The 12,841-nt window shown below is 63.6% G+C and carries 17 protein-coding genes; 7 read left to right on the top strand and 10 right to left on the bottom strand.

Annotation, left to right across the window (positions count from 1 at the left end; genetic code table 11):
* Window positions 1-5: 5 nt before the first annotated feature.
* The 6 genes from R3X27_RS19835 to R3X27_RS19860 all read right to left on the bottom strand — a co-directional run bounded on the left by R3X27_RS19835 (window position 6) and on the right by R3X27_RS19860 (window position 4,731).
* Entirely contained in the window at window positions 6-764 is a 759-nt protein-coding gene (locus R3X27_RS19835) for a sulfite exporter TauE/SafE family protein (RefSeq protein ID WP_317710628.1), read from the bottom strand.
* The gene (gene secF, locus R3X27_RS19840) at window positions 751-1,719 is read right to left on the bottom strand and encodes a protein translocase subunit SecF (protein ID WP_317710629.1); all 969 of its coding nucleotides are present in this window, start codon (window positions 1,717-1,719) and stop codon (window positions 751-753) included. The genes R3X27_RS19835 and secF overlap by 14 nt, the downstream gene beginning before the upstream one ends.
* Window position 1,720: 1 nt before the next feature.
* Window positions 1,721-3,382, bottom strand: a complete 1,662-nt coding sequence (gene secD / locus R3X27_RS19845; protein WP_317710630.1) for a protein translocase subunit SecD — start codon at window positions 3,380-3,382, stop codon at window positions 1,721-1,723.
* A 34-nt stretch (window positions 3,383-3,416) separates the two neighbouring features.
* Window positions 3,417-3,743, bottom strand: coding sequence for a preprotein translocase subunit YajC (gene yajC / locus R3X27_RS19850; protein WP_317710631.1), 327 nt, complete (start codon window positions 3,741-3,743; stop codon window positions 3,417-3,419).
* 133 nt (window positions 3,744-3,876) lie between these two features.
* Entirely contained in the window at window positions 3,877-4,203 is a 327-nt protein-coding gene (locus tag R3X27_RS19855; RefSeq protein WP_317710632.1) for an arsenate reductase family protein, read from the bottom strand.
* A 195-nt stretch (window positions 4,204-4,398) separates the two neighbouring features.
* Window positions 4,399-4,731, bottom strand: coding sequence for a TraR/DksA family transcriptional regulator (locus tag R3X27_RS19860; protein WP_317710633.1), 333 nt, complete (start codon window positions 4,729-4,731; stop codon window positions 4,399-4,401).
* A gap of 247 nt (window positions 4,732-4,978) precedes the next feature.
* On the opposite strand from R3X27_RS19860, the gene R3X27_RS19865 reads away from it, so the two are divergent.
* The 3 genes from R3X27_RS19865 (at window position 4,979) to R3X27_RS19875 (ending at window position 6,367) form a co-directional block, all read left to right on the top strand.
* On the top strand, window positions 4,979-5,221 hold the full coding sequence (locus R3X27_RS19865; protein ID WP_317710634.1) for a BolA family transcriptional regulator: 243 nt from the start codon (window positions 4,979-4,981) through the stop codon (window positions 5,219-5,221).
* Window positions 5,222-5,439: 218 nt separating this feature from the next.
* Entirely contained in the window at window positions 5,440-5,802 is a 363-nt protein-coding gene (gene grxD / locus R3X27_RS19870; protein WP_317710635.1) for a Grx4 family monothiol glutaredoxin, read from the top strand.
* Between the two features lie 199 nt (window positions 5,803-6,001).
* The gene (locus tag R3X27_RS19875; RefSeq protein ID WP_317710636.1) at window positions 6,002-6,367 is read left to right on the top strand and encodes a VOC family protein; all 366 of its coding nucleotides are present in this window, start codon (window positions 6,002-6,004) and stop codon (window positions 6,365-6,367) included.
* A 190-nt stretch (window positions 6,368-6,557) separates the two neighbouring features.
* Here the strand turns inward: R3X27_RS19875 and R3X27_RS19880 are convergent, their stop codons facing one another.
* The gene (locus R3X27_RS19880; protein WP_317710637.1) at window positions 6,558-6,953 is read right to left on the bottom strand and encodes a cell division protein ZapA; all 396 of its coding nucleotides are present in this window, start codon (window positions 6,951-6,953) and stop codon (window positions 6,558-6,560) included.
* Window positions 6,946-7,359: a hypothetical protein gene (locus tag R3X27_RS19885; RefSeq protein WP_317710638.1), complete on the bottom strand. Its 414-nt coding sequence runs from the start codon at window positions 7,357-7,359 to the stop codon at window positions 6,946-6,948. The genes R3X27_RS19880 and R3X27_RS19885 overlap by 8 nt, the downstream gene beginning before the upstream one ends.
* Window positions 7,360-7,695: 336 nt before the next feature.
* Between R3X27_RS19885 and tkt the strand changes: the two genes are divergently transcribed.
* Window positions 7,696-9,711: a transketolase gene (tkt, locus tag R3X27_RS19890; RefSeq protein ID WP_317710639.1), complete on the top strand. Its 2,016-nt coding sequence runs from the start codon at window positions 7,696-7,698 to the stop codon at window positions 9,709-9,711.
* A gap of 258 nt (window positions 9,712-9,969) precedes the next feature.
* Here tkt and R3X27_RS19895 read toward each other — a convergent pair whose 3' ends face one another.
* Window positions 9,970-10,413, bottom strand: a complete 444-nt coding sequence (locus tag R3X27_RS19895; protein ID WP_317710640.1) for a type II toxin-antitoxin system RatA family toxin — start codon at window positions 10,411-10,413, stop codon at window positions 9,970-9,972.
* A gap of 82 nt (window positions 10,414-10,495) precedes the next feature.
* On the opposite strand from R3X27_RS19895, the gene hpt reads away from it, so the two are divergent.
* The 3 genes from hpt to R3X27_RS19910 all read left to right on the top strand — a co-directional run bounded on the left by hpt (window position 10,496) and on the right by R3X27_RS19910 (window position 12,275).
* A complete protein-coding gene (gene hpt, locus R3X27_RS19900; RefSeq protein ID WP_317710641.1) occupies window positions 10,496-11,056 on the top strand; it encodes a hypoxanthine phosphoribosyltransferase in 561 nt (186 codons plus the stop codon).
* 12 nt (window positions 11,057-11,068) lie between these two features.
* Window positions 11,069-11,260, top strand: coding sequence for a hypothetical protein (locus R3X27_RS19905; RefSeq protein WP_317710642.1), 192 nt, complete (start codon window positions 11,069-11,071; stop codon window positions 11,258-11,260).
* Window positions 11,261-11,387: 127 nt separating this feature from the next.
* Window positions 11,388-12,275, top strand: coding sequence for a cytochrome c (locus R3X27_RS19910; RefSeq protein ID WP_317710643.1), 888 nt, complete (start codon window positions 11,388-11,390; stop codon window positions 12,273-12,275).
* A gap of 12 nt (window positions 12,276-12,287) precedes the next feature.
* On the opposite strand, the gene R3X27_RS19915 is transcribed toward R3X27_RS19910, so the two are convergent.
* Window positions 12,288-12,839, bottom strand: coding sequence for a hypothetical protein (locus R3X27_RS19915; RefSeq protein ID WP_317710644.1), 552 nt, complete (start codon window positions 12,837-12,839; stop codon window positions 12,288-12,290).
* Window positions 12,840-12,841 lie beyond the last annotated feature (2 nt).

A 12,841-nucleotide genomic window follows, 5' to 3' on the forward strand; every position in this document is an offset into this window, starting at 1 on the left:
CCCCCTCACCCGTAGACCGGCAGCGCAACAAGCGCCGAACCGGTGATGATGCCATAGGCCACGAAGCGATACAGCCTCGCGCGCGCCGGGTCAAAGATCCAGGCCCCAAGCTGGTTGCCCAACCCGTAAGGCAGCATCAGGATCAGCCCCACCGTCAAGGCCTGCGCGTCCAGCACGCCCTGCGTCGCAAAGGTGATGAAGAGCAGGACTTCCAACAGCGAAAAGAAGAGTAGCGTGTTCGCCCGGACCCGCGCCGGTGCGTAGGGTCCCGAGACATAGGCCAGGATGACCGGCGGGCCGGCGATGCCGGAAAACCCGCCGAAAAAGCCGCTCGCCGCCCCGATCCCCGCCAATTCCGGACGGCTGAAGCGGCGCGCATGGCGCCAGCCGGACGCGAGCATGGCCACCATCGTCAGGGACAACGCGGCAACCGCCCATCGGAAGATCGCGGGGTCGGAATGGCGCAGCGCATAGACGCCCAGAGGCAGACCAATGGCTGTGCCAAGCGCAAGCAAGGGCACATGGCGGCGGTCGCCGTCGCGCAGGGCGCGGGGCAAAAGCGGCAACGTCCCGAAAAACTCGCCCGGCATCATGGCGACAATGCACCAGATCGGCGGGATATGGATCGAGGCAAGGGGAATGAAGATCAGCGCGCCGCCGAAGCCGGCGAAGCCGCGAACGGTTCCGGCAACGAAGATGATGAGGCAAAGCCAACCGAGGCCCGGGGTTCCCAGGGCCTCGGCAAACGCCTCAGGCATCGACATCGGCGAATTGTGTTCCGCCGCCCTGCGAGGGCTTGGACCAGTCGCGCTTCACGCCGAGTCGCAGCAGGATCGGCGCGGCAACGAAGATCGAGGAATAGGTGCCGACCACCACGCCCCAGATCATCGCGAAGACGAAGCCGCGGATCACGTCGCCGCCCAGCACATAGAGCGAGACCAGCGCGATCAGTGTCGTTACCGAGGTCATGACCGTCCGGCTCAGCGTCTCGTTGATCGAGAGGTTCAGCACTTCTTTGAGGTCGAGCTTCTTGTAGCGGCGCAGGTTCTCGCGCACCCGATCGAAAACGACCACCGTATCGTTGAGCGAATAGCCGACAATGGTCAGAAGCGCTGCGATGATCGTCAGGTCGAAACGGATCTGCAGCAGGCAGAAGATGCCGATGGTCAGGGTCACGTCATGCACCAGCGCCGCGACGGCACCGAGCGAAAACTGCCACTCGAAGCGCAGCCAGATATAGAAGAGCACTGCCGCGATGGCCAGGATCACGGCTTCGATCGCGGTCCAGACAAGCTCGCCCGAAACCTTCGGCCCGACCGATTCGATCGACGGAAATTCGATCTCGGAATCAACCCCTTGCAGGGCCGTCTTGATCTGTTCGATCACCTCGGGCGTGATCGCCTCATGGCCTTCCTGCTGCTGGATGCGGATCTGCGCGACATGCTCATCCTCATCGAAGCTCGCATCGAAGACCTGCGTGATCGTCACGTCACCGAGATCGAGCGGCGCGATGGCGCCACGATAGGCCGCGACATCCACCGCCTGACTGCTCTCGGTCCGGATCGTCGTGCCGCCGAGAAAGTCGATGCCGAAATTCAGCCCGACAGCGAAGAACATCACGATCGAAAGCACCATGGCCAGCGCCGAGGCGCCGAAGGTCAGCTGCCAGCGCTTGAAGAAATCCCACTTGGTATCCGGGGGAACCAGTTTCAGACGCATCTCAGACCTCGATTGTTTTCGGCCGGCGGCGTTCGAACCACATCACGATCAGCAACCGCGTGATGAAGATCGCGGTGAAGACCGATGTGAGAATGCCAAGACCAAGCGTTATGGCGAAGCCGCGCACCGGGCCGGAGCCGAGCGCGTAGAGGATCGCGGCAGTGATGAAGGTGGTGACATTGGCGTCAAGAATCGCCGAAAGCGCCTTCTCGTAGCCAAGCTCGATGGCCCGGGATGGCCCGCGCGCCGTCTTGAGCTCCTCGCGGATCCGCTCGAAGACCAGCACATTGGCGTCCACCGCCATGCCGACCGTGAGCACAATGCCGGCGATGCCGGGAAGCGTGAGCGTCGCGCCGATGATCGACAGGAGGCCGAAAATCAGCCCGACATTGACGATCAGGGCGATGTTGGCGAAGACCCCGAACAGCCCGTAGCTCAGCCCCATGAACGCCAGAACCGCAACAAATGCCACAATGGTGGCGATGCGGCCGGCCTCGACGCTATCGGCGCCAAGCTCTGGTCCGATCGTCCGTTCCTGCAGGAAAATCATCTCTGCGGGCAGAGCGCCCGCGCGCAGCAGCACCGCGAGATTGGTCGATTCCTCGATGGTGAAATTGCCGGTGATGATGCCGGACCCGCCGGGGATATGGTCCTGGATGGTCGGCGCCGAGATCACCTCGTTGTCGAGCACGATGGCGAAGGGCGAGCCGATATTGTCCCGCGTATAGTCGCCAAACTTGCGCGCGCCGGTCGGGTTGAACCGGAAGGAGACCGCAGGACGGCCATTCTGGTCGAAGCTGGGCTGGGCGTCGGTCAGCTCCTCGCCGGAGACGACGGCAGCCTCTTCGAGGATGTAATAGGTGCCCTCCTCGTCCATGGATGGCACGACGATATTGCGCGCACCGGCGGTGGCGTCGGGATCGGAGGTGCGGGAGACGACCGGCTGGAAGGTCAGCTTCGCGGTCTGCCCGATCAGGTCCTTGAGTTCCTGCGCCGAGCCGACGCCGGGCACCTGGATGATGATCCGGGTTTCGCCCTGTCGCTGGATCGACGGTTCGCGCGTGCCGGCCTCGTCGACGCGGCGGCGCACGATCTCAAGCGACTGCTTGACCGTGCGGTCATCGGTGGCGATCTTCTCATGCTCGGAAAGCTGGACGACCAGCGTGTCGCCGGAGCCCGAGACCTCAATATCGTTGGAGCCGACACCGGTCAGACTCAGAATCGGCCGTGACAGGTTGGAGACGACGGCGATGGCCGTCTCCATTCCGTCCGGATTGGCGATCTTGACATGCAACTCGCCATCCGGCCCGTCGACGCGGCGGATGGCGCCGACCGTGTCGCGCTCCTCGCGCAGCGCGTCGCGAACTTCCGGCCAGTAGCCGGTCATCCGTTCCGCATAGACATCCGCGACCTGCACATCCGCGAGCAGATAGGCGCCGCCGCGCAGATCGAGGCCGAGATTGACCAGCCCCGACGGCATCCAGGACGGCCAGCCTACGGCGGCCTCCTCGCGCTCCGGCGTGGCGCCGGCTGCTTCGATCTGCTTGACCGCGTCGTTATGCGTTTCGACGCGCGGGTAGAAGAGGTTCGGCACGGCCATGAAAAGAACCAGTACCGTCACGCCCCAGATAAGGACGCGTTTCCAAGTGGGTATCTGCAACATCGCAGCGACGCCCCTTCATCTGTGGAGACGGGCCTCAGCCCTCGGAAGCAGGCTCGGTCTTGGAGATCACCTGGGCGACGGTCGAGCGAACGATACGGACCTTGGTGCCGTCGGCGATCTCGACTTCCAGCTCGTTGTCGTCCTTGACCTTCGCGACCTTGGCGATGATTCCGCCCTGGGTCACGATCTGGTCGCCCCGACGCAGTTCGGAGACCATCTTCTGATGCGTTTTCATCTTCTTTTGCTGCGGACGGATCAGCAGCAGGTACATGATGACGAAGATCAGGATCAGCGGCACGAACTGCATGATCGGATTGCCACCGGCACCGGCGGCCTGCGCGTAGGCTGGCGTTGCGAACATTTCGGATTACCCCTCGAGTCGGTCAGGGGCCAGTGCGGCCCCGAGAATTGCGCGGAACCTATGTGCGCGGACGGGCAATGACAAGGCGAAGACCGTGAGATTGCACGTCATCGACACCACGCCCGGCCCGCGCCTAGCCAAGCCAGACAGCTTGCGCCGCCTTGTCCCAGCCCAAAGTGCGCTGCTCGCCATCCTGCAGGACCGGGCGTTTCATCAATGTCGGATGCGCGGCCAGCAACGCGTCGGGAGCGGCGGCCCGGGCGTCCTCCGAGAGCTGACGCCAGCTTGTCGAGCGCTTGTTGATCAGCGCCTCGCCGAAGCTGTCAAGGAAGGTGGCGCGCTCCGCCCCGGTGAGCGGCGCGGCGCGGACATCCCGGAATTCGACCATCTTTCCAGCCGCTTCCAGTGTCTTGCGGGCCTTACGGCAGGTGTCACAGGTGGGAATGCCAAAGAGGATCATGGCGGACTCCGTTTGCATCTTGTTCGGCAATTGAGTGGCACGAGCGGGGACGGGCGGCAAGCCCCGGGGCGTCGAAGGACCTTTGCCAGGCAACCAATCGACGCGGGATACGGCGCTCCGGCAAGAGCCGTGCCCGACGGCACTTGTTCCCGGTTTGCCGGTTTGCCGGTTTGCCGGTTTGCCGGTTTGCCGGGATCAGACCCCGCGCGTACAATCCGCACAGCGCGCAATCGCGGGATCCGCCGCCAGCCGTCCCGCCGCGATCTCCTCGCCGCAATCGGTACAATAGCCGTATTCCCCTTCCTCCAGCCGGGCCAGCGCCGCCTTCAGCCGAAGTCGTTCCCCTGCCCGCCGCCGCTGCTGCGCCTGCGCCATCGCCTGGTGCTGCATCGCATCCATCCGCGAAAGACGCCCGGTCGAGCTCTGGTCCAGCTCGACGACCGCGCGCGCCCCGGCACTGGCCACGTCTTCTTCCTCCAGCGCCGCCAGGCGCTGCCGCAGCTCCGTGCGGATCCGTTCTTCATCCATGCTCCATTGGTGACAGAGCGCCCTCGCCGGATCAAGCCGAGCGCACGGCGCAACACCCCGGCGCGCAACACCGCCCCGCCCCGTGCCATTCTCCTCGTGCAGCGGGGCGCGGCGAGATGCAGCTGGCTCCTGACCGAAACCGCGTCCCGTCCTGCAACCTCCCCCCCCTCCTCTGCCAACCGCCCTTGCGGGCGCGCGCGACCGGCCCTAGTTTCGGGGACGAGATATGTCATACAGGAATTTGCCCATGGCCATCGAGGCCCAGGAAATCGAGACCCTCCTCCGCGCGGCCTTCCCGGACGCGACCATCATCGTCACCGACATGGCCGGCGATGGCGCCCATTTCGCCGCCGAAGTGATCGACGAAAGCTTCCGGGGCCTGAACCGTGTGCAGCAGCAACGCTCAGTCTATGCCGCGCTGAAAGGCAAGATGGACGGCTCGGCTGCCGATCTGCATGCGCTGGCGCTGACCACCAAGGCTCCGGACTGAAGACCCGGGCGTGCCGGGATGGCTGACCTGGCTCTTCGGGACATTGGCGGGAATTGTAATTGCCGCCGCAGCCTGCGAAGCCTATCTGAAGCGTAATCACCGCCGTCCGCTTGCCCGGATGAAACCCGAGAGCCGGAGAACGGCCGGAGAGCTGGGCCTTGAGGTGCAGCGGAACCGAAATGAACAGGGCGCCCCGGCGTCAGAGAAGGAAACGAAAGATGAGCGACGCGAAAACCCGCATCGATGAAACCGTTAAGGCCAATGACGTTGTGCTCTACATGAAGGGCACGAAGATGGCGCCGCAATGTGGCTTTTCCCAGCGTGTGGCCGGTGTGCTGAACTACATGCAGGTGGATTTCGCCGATGTGAATGTGCTGGCCGATGAAGAGATCCGCCAAGGCATCAAGGACTATTCGGACTGGCCGACCATCCCGCAGCTCTACGTCAAGGGCGAGTTCGTCGGCGGCTGCGATATCATCACCGAAATGACCCTCTCGGGCGAGTTGGACACGCTCTTCACCGAAAGCGGCGTCACCTTCGACAAGGATGCCGCCGACAAGATCCGCGAAGCCAACGGCTGACCGGATCCTGCGGAAAAACCAGATGTGAGGGCGCAGTCGCCGGGCTGCGCCCTTTTTTCGTCGGAGGTTCGGCGGATCTGCCGCGCGGACTATGCGTGCCGGCGTCCAGATGCGCCATGACAGGATCAGCAGACGGATCTGCCGCGTCCTGTTTTTCTCTGCTATGCCTTCCGGAGGGAATGTGTTCAGGGCCGCAGAGATGACAGCACCACTCGGGCGAATAGTGATTTACACCAAGAAAATCGAGCAAATGGCCGCGTTTTACGCCCGGCATTTCGGCTTTTCAGTTGCGCGGGCCGAAGGCGACCGCATCCTCGAGTTGAGGCCGCAAACCGCTGGTGCCGCACTTCTATTGCATCCCGTGTCGGCCGGGCAAAAGGAAGGGCAAGCCCTTGTGAAGCTCGTGTTCGATGTCGAGGATGTCGCCGCCTTTTGCGAAGCCTCCGGCAAGAACGGGTTGAAATTCGGCAAGGTTCATCAGGCGGACGGCTATGTGTTTTCCAACGCCAAGGACCCTTCAGGAAACTCGGTTCAGGTGTCCAGCAGAGCGTTTGTTCGACGATAACCGGAGCTCATCGCCTCCTTCGAAATGTGACGCTCCATCAGAACACGACGCACCGACGATCAAACAGATCATCGATTGAAAGGGGCCCGACGGCCCTCCAATTCGATCCCCGTATCTACACATGCGCGCAGCGTTTCCCCCGAATGAGAAGGGTGCATAGACGCTTTGAATGACGGTTGTCCCTGACTGCTCAGCCGGCCGCTTTCTCTTCCGCCTGCGCCGCCAGGGCCTCGGCCTGGGCTGCAAGCTCGGCCAGGGTTTCCTTCACCTCGCGCGGGATCACCGCCACCTCGACCCGCTCGGGCGCGGGAGCCGGCATCGCTTCCATCTCCTCGATCAGACGCTCCTGCCGGGCGAGTTTCTCCTCCGCCGAGGCCGCTTTCTGCTCATAGGCCGCCGTCCGGTCCGCAAGCATGAGCCCCGCCATCAGCAGCATCCGCGATTCCGGCATCCGGCCAATCTGGCTGACAAGCCCGCGCGCCTCGCGGTCCAGCATTGCCGCCGCATCGCGCAGGTATTGTTCCTCGCCCTCCTGACAGGCGACCGAAAACTCCTTGCCACCGATCTCGATATTGACTTCAGGCATCCGCTTGCTCCTGCACCAGCGGCTCCAGTGCCGCTATCAGACCATCCAGCTCCGCGCGATCGGCCCCGCGCTGCTCCGCCTCGGCTTCGAGTTCGGTCTCGAGTTCGGCGATCCGCTCCTGCTGGCGCTCCTTCATCGACTTCAGCGAGCCCACCCGTTCACGCAACTGCGCACCGGCCATGGTCTCAGTCTCCAGCGCCTGCTGAAGCCGCAGGACTTCTGCCTCCGCTGCCTCCGCTCGTTCGGCCGACGCCTGCGCCTCGGCTCGAGCCGCGTCCGCGACGCCCTGCGCCTCGGCCAGGTCCTCGGTGGAAATGCCGGTCCCGGTTCCAATTGTTTCGACGGCCTGCCCGATGCGTACCATGGCGGCGGCGATCCGGCCCTCAAGCTCGGAAATATCGCTCATCCTGCCCTCCTCGTTCGACTGCTCTACGCCCTATTCAAAACCCGCCGGACAGCCTGTCCCGGCCTTCGGATGACCGAATCACCCTTCCGACGGTTGGATACAAGTTTACGCAACTGTCCAACAAAATGCGCCCCCTATTGTGCTCAGTCACTTACGCGTCTTTCTTCATGTCTGACCGCGGAACTTCGCAAGCCTCAATCACAATATAACAATCACGATGTGACGTTTGGGCCGCTTGACCCCTGCGCCCCCCCTGTTACACCGCGTTCAACGCCAGAATTCGTCGGTCAGGGCCCACAAAGCCGCCCAAAGCCGCAACATCGAAAGGACCAAGTCTTGGACATTGCAGCCCTCAGAGAGGCCAATCCCGATCATTGGCAGAAAGCCAGCGCCATCCGTGCGCTGACCCTCGACGCGGTCGCCGCGGCGAATTCCGGCCATTCCGGCATGCCGATGGGCATGGCTGACATCGCCACGGTGCTCTTCGAGAAACACCTCAAGTTCGACGCCTCCAACCCCGAATGGCCTGACCGCGACCGCTTCGTGCTCTCCGGTGGTCATGGCTCGATGCTGCTCTACTCCCTGCTCTATCTCACCGGCTCGCCGGACATGACCCATGAGCAGATCGTCAATTTCCGCCAGATGGACTCCCTGACCCCCGGCCACCCTGAATATGGCCACACGCGCGGCGTCGAGACCACGACCGGGCCGCTCGGACAGGGCATCGCCAACGCGGTCGGCATGGCGATTGCCGAGGAACATCTGCGCGCGGTCTGGGGCAAGCCGGTCTATGACCACCACACCTATTGCTTTGCGGGCGATGGTTGCCTGATGGAAGGCATCAGCCATGAAGCCATCGCGCTGGCTGGCAAGCAGAAGCTCGGCCGGCTCATCCTGTTCTGGGACGACAATGGCATCACCATCGACGGCAAGGTCGAGATCGCCGACATCACCGACCAGAAGAAGCGTTTCAGCGCTGCCGGCTGGCAGGTGCTCGAATGCGACGGCCATGACCCCGCCGCGATCGACGCCGCCATCGTCAAGGCCAAGACATCGCGCAAGCCGTCGATGATCGCCTGCAAGACCCATATCGCCCTCGGCTCTTCCGCGCAGGACACGCCCAAGGGCCATGGCGCGCTGACCGATCCGCAGCTCGTCGCCGACACCAAGGCCGCCTATGGCTGGCCCCACGGCGCGTTCGAGGTGCCGCAGGAGATCAAATCGGCCTGGGAAGCCATTGGATCGCGCGGCCAGTCCGAGCGAGTCGCCTGGGAAGCCCGCCTCGCCGGTCTCTCCGACGCCCGCCGCGAGCGCTTCTTCCGCGAGCTGTCCGGAGAGCTGCCCGAGAAGCTCACCCGGCAGATGAAGTCCTACCGCAAGAGCCTCGTCGCCGACGCCCCGAAGGTCGCCACCCGCAAGGCCTCCGAGATGGCGCTCAACGTCATCAACAAGGTGCTGCCCGAGACCATTGGCGGCTCGGCGGACCTGACCGGCTCGAACAACACCAAATCGGCCGATATGACGGTGTTCGACCCCTCCAACCGTCGCGGACGCTTCATCCATTACGGCATCCGCGAGCATGGCATGGCCGCGGCGATGAACGGCATGGCGCTGCATGGCGGTGTCCGGCCCTATAGCGGCACCTTCATGTGCTTCACCGACTATGCCCGCCCGTCGATGCGCCTTTCCGCGCTGATGAGGCTGCCGGTCGTCTATGTGATGACGCATGATTCCATCGGTCTGGGCGAAGACGGCCCGACCCACCAGCCCGTTGAGCATCTCGCGATCTCGCGCGCGACGCCCAACACGCTGGTCTTCCGGCCCGCCGACGTGGTCGAGACCGCAGAGGCCTGGGAGCTGGCGCTTGAGCAGAAAGAGACGCCGTCTGTCCTCGCGCTGTCGCGTCAAAACCTCCCCTGCCTACGCGAAAAGCACAAGGCAGAGAACCAGTCTGCCAAAGGCGCGTATGTGCTCGCCGAAGCAGAAGGCAAGCGCCAGGCCATCCTGATCGCCACCGGCTCCGAGGTCGAGGTTGCGCTGGCCGCGCGCGAACTTCTGCAAGCTGAAGGCATCGGAACCCGCGTCGTCTCCATGCCCTGCATGGAGCTCTTCGCGCAGACCGATCCGGAGTACCGCTCCAAGGTTCTGCCGGGCGGCGCTGTTCGGGTCGCGCTCGAGGCCGGCGTGCGGCAAGGCTGGGATCGCTGGCTGCTCGGCGCGGGCGGCAAGGAAGAGAAGGCCGATTTCGTCGGCATGTCCGATTTCGGTGCCTCCGCGCCGGCGGAAGAGTTGTTCGAGAAGTTCGGCATCACCGCCGAGGCGACTGCCGCGAAGGTCCGTGCCCTGCTCTGATCCGGGCATAGGCACCTTTCAATAAGATTGAGCCGGCCGTTTCCAAATGGGAGCGGCCGGTTTTCTATTGAACGCGCCTGTTCGCTATCTGCATTGGCCTCCCTGCAGACAAGAGCCCGACGCAAGAGGATTCGCCTGGACGATCATCAAGAGATGAACTCGCTGGCCATAGGGGCGGCCCCCCGATGAGCACGGGCTCAAGGCCGAAAACCGCCGTGCCAGCGCCAGCCCGTCCAACCTGATGTGACGGCCTCTCGCCTAACCGTACAGAACCTTCGCGCGCTTCTCGAAGGCACCCATGATTTGCCGCTGCGCTTCGTTGAAGAACACGCCCGCCGTCTTCTGCAGGATCCGGTTCTTGAACTCGAACTCGATATTGTAATCGACCTCGCAGCCACCCTCGACATCCTTGAAGGCCCATTTCGAGATCAGGAACTTGAACGGCCCGTCAATGTATTCCGACACGATGGTCCGATCCGCTGGCCGCATCGTTACCTTGGTGCCGAATTTCTCGCGGAACACCTTGAAGGAGACCATCATGTCAGCGATCTCGATCACTGCATCGCCTTCCTCATGGCGGCCGCGAATCCGAGTCGCCGCCGTCCAGGGCAGGAATTTCGGATAGGACTCGATATCGGTAACCAGAGTGAACATCTGGTCTGCCGAATACGGCATGACGCGATTGTCGGAGAAGGTATGCATCGTGCGGCGATTGGCCCCCGGGTTCAATTGTCGGATCGGCGTCACATGTCGTAGAGTTGCCCGGCAAATTCAAGGGAAGCCAATGTCCTCGCGACCGTATGTCATCGATCAGCTGATCTCCGCCAAGTCCATCGCCGCCCGTATCGAGGAACTCGCCCGCGAGATCGAGACCGAATTCGACGGCACCGACAAGCTCGTTGTCGTCGGCCTGCTGCGTGGCTCCTTTATCTTCATCGCGGATCTCGTGCGAGAGCTGGACCTGCCGGTCGAGGTCGATTTCCTGGAGGCCTCCTCCTATGGAAATGCGATGAAATCCAGCCGGGAAGTTCGTATTCTCAAAGACTTGCGGGGCGAGATTGAAGGGCGCGATGTGCTCGTGGTCGAGGACATCATCGACACCGGCCACACCATGGACCGGGTCGCCGCCTTTCTCGGCGCACGCAGCCCGGCGCGGCTGCGCACCATCTGCCTGCTCGACAAACCCGCGCGCCGCGAGGTCGAATACAAGGCCACCTGGACCGGTTTCGAGATTCCGGACAAGTTTGTCGTCGGCTATGGCATCGATTTCGCACAGCGCAACCGGAACCTCCCCCATATTGGCACGGTCCGTTTCATCGACGAACCCGCCGAAGCGCAGGACTGACAGGAGGCCGCCATGCTCGGTCCGCATTGGTTTCTGCGCATGAAACGCTGGGTCCAGCATCCCCCCTCGCCACGCCGTGCGATCCTTGTCCTTGCCGTCGTCGCGGCCTGTCTCGCGCTCTACGGGATTGAACAGGCAGGATTTTTGCCCGATTGGATGCAGGCCGAAAAGGTCGGACGCCGTCCGGGCCTGCCGCGGTTCTGACAGTGACCTGCGGCGAAATCCCGCCCAGGGATCACGGTTTGGTGCGCCTGGCGCCTTTGCGCCTGCCCGTGTTTCTCCCTACTGTGTCGCGCGAACGAGACAGTGCATCCGGGAAGGACGAACCGGCATGAAACGACTGCTGAGCATTTTCATTCTCCTGCTGGCAGCACTGGCTGGCGGTGCCATCTGGCTGACGCGGCCGCAACCGCTGTCGCCCGAGGCCCTCCCTGCGCTGACGGGCGAGGCGGAAGCGGGCCGGCAGGTCTTTCTCGCCGCGGGCTGCGCCTCCTGCCATGCCGATCGCGGCGCAGAGGCGCAAGAGCGCCCGATCCTCTCCGGCGGTCGCCGTATCGAGAGCCCGTTCGGGACCTTTCTCAGCCCCAATATCTCGCCAGATCCGGTGCATGGCATCGGCCAGTATGACCTCGCCGGGCTGACCTCCGTGTTGACGCGTGGCGTGACCCCGGACGGGCGGCATCTCTACCCCGGCATGCCCTATACGAGCTATGTTCGCATGGAGTTACAGGACATTGCCGACCTGAAGGCCTATCTCGACACCCTGCCCGCCTCGGAGACCCCGCGACAGTCGCATGATCTCGCCCTGCCCTGGTCGATCCGCAGCGGCATCGGCCTCTGGAAGGCGCGCTATTTCGACAGCGCCTTTGTCGGTGCCGCCCCGAGTCGCCAGATCGAGCGCGGACGCTACCTCGTCGAAGCGCTCGGCCATTGCGCCGAATGCCATACGCCGCGCGACGGTTATGGCGGGCTCGACCGCGACCGCTGGATGGCGGGCGCCCTGGAGGGGCCGGGCCAGCCCGCGGCTCCGAATATCACGCCCGCCGTGCTGGATTGGGACAAGGGCCAGATCGTCTGGTATCTGGAAAGCGGCCACTCGCCACGCAACGAGACCGCCAGCCACGAGATGGAATCTGTCGTGGCCGGGATCGGGCAATTGCCGCGCGAGGATATCGAGGCGATTGCGGCCTATCTCAAGGGGCTTGCGCCGATCCAATGACACGCAAGCGGATTATCGCGCCGCCGGGACTCGTTTCGCACGCATTATCATGCCCGTCGCCCCGGTCGAAGGCGTCCCGTATTGCGCGCCCTTCAACAGGCAGAACGCGATGACATTGCTGTATTTTCCTTCACTCGGATTCGGATCGATCAGCACGCCCGTACCCTGCATCCAGGCGACGACCGTGACCGAAGCTCCCGTCCCGCGCGTGTAAGCGGCGCTGCCGAAAAGCACATAGCCATCAAGCATCGCCGAGGTGAATGGGCGTTTCGTTCCGGGCATCGCGAAGACCGTGCCGATGCCCCAGGACGGCAAGTGCTCCGGGGCGATCTCAAGGGTGACCGGGAAGGGGCTGACCCCGATCGAGCCGCCTGCGCCGTAGCCGCTGATCGAGAAGTTTTCGCCGGTGCTGTCATGTTTCATCGGGATCACGAGCCAGCCGACATTGAGGCCGATCCCTCCAATATCCAGACCGACCGTTCTGCCAACGCTGCCCAAGGCGCGAAAGCCGGTCCAGAACGGTTTGATCATATTTCGGGTGGTAAGATTCAATGCGACGGCCATAC

The organism is Tropicimonas sp. TH_r6 (genome assembly GCF_033101155.1).
Lineage (GTDB): Bacteria > Pseudomonadota > Alphaproteobacteria > Rhodobacterales > Rhodobacteraceae > Tropicimonas.

Bases quoted from the DNA above. Each gene is read 5' to 3' on its own strand.
- R3X27_RS19835 (WP_317710628.1), bottom strand. From the start codon at position 764: ATGTCGATGCCTGAGGCGTTTGCCGAGGCCCTGGGAACCCCGGGCCTC.
- secF (WP_317710629.1), bottom strand. From the start codon at position 1,719: ATGCGTCTGAAACTGGTTCCCCCGGATACCAAGTGGGATTTCTTCAAG.
- secD (WP_317710630.1), bottom strand. From the start codon at position 3,382: ATGTTGCAGATACCCACTTGGAAACGCGTCCTTATCTGGGGCGTGACG.
- yajC (WP_317710631.1), bottom strand. From the start codon at position 3,743: ATGTTCGCAACGCCAGCCTACGCGCAGGCCGCCGGTGCCGGTGGCAAT.
- R3X27_RS19855 (WP_317710632.1), bottom strand. From the start codon at position 4,203: ATGATCCTCTTTGGCATTCCCACCTGTGACACCTGCCGTAAGGCCCGC.
- R3X27_RS19860 (WP_317710633.1), bottom strand. From the start codon at position 4,731: ATGGATGAAGAACGGATCCGCACGGAGCTGCGGCAGCGCCTGGCGGCG.
- R3X27_RS19865 (WP_317710634.1), top strand. From the start codon at position 4,979: ATGGCCATCGAGGCCCAGGAAATCGAGACCCTCCTCCGCGCGGCCTTC.
- grxD (WP_317710635.1), top strand. From the start codon at position 5,440: ATGAGCGACGCGAAAACCCGCATCGATGAAACCGTTAAGGCCAATGAC.
- R3X27_RS19875 (WP_317710636.1), top strand. From the start codon at position 6,002: ATGACAGCACCACTCGGGCGAATAGTGATTTACACCAAGAAAATCGAG.
- R3X27_RS19880 (WP_317710637.1), bottom strand. From the start codon at position 6,953: ATGCCTGAAGTCAATATCGAGATCGGTGGCAAGGAGTTTTCGGTCGCC.
- R3X27_RS19885 (WP_317710638.1), bottom strand. From the start codon at position 7,359: ATGAGCGATATTTCCGAGCTTGAGGGCCGGATCGCCGCCGCCATGGTA.
- R3X27_RS19895 (WP_317710640.1), bottom strand. From the start codon at position 10,413: ATGCATACCTTCTCCGACAATCGCGTCATGCCGTATTCGGCAGACCAG.
- hpt (WP_317710641.1), top strand. From the start codon at position 10,496: ATGTCCTCGCGACCGTATGTCATCGATCAGCTGATCTCCGCCAAGTCC.
- R3X27_RS19905 (WP_317710642.1), top strand. From the start codon at position 11,069: ATGCTCGGTCCGCATTGGTTTCTGCGCATGAAACGCTGGGTCCAGCAT.
- R3X27_RS19910 (WP_317710643.1), top strand. From the start codon at position 11,388: ATGAAACGACTGCTGAGCATTTTCATTCTCCTGCTGGCAGCACTGGCT.
- R3X27_RS19915 (WP_317710644.1), bottom strand. From the start codon at position 12,839: ATGGCCGTCGCATTGAATCTTACCACCCGAAATATGATCAAACCGTTC.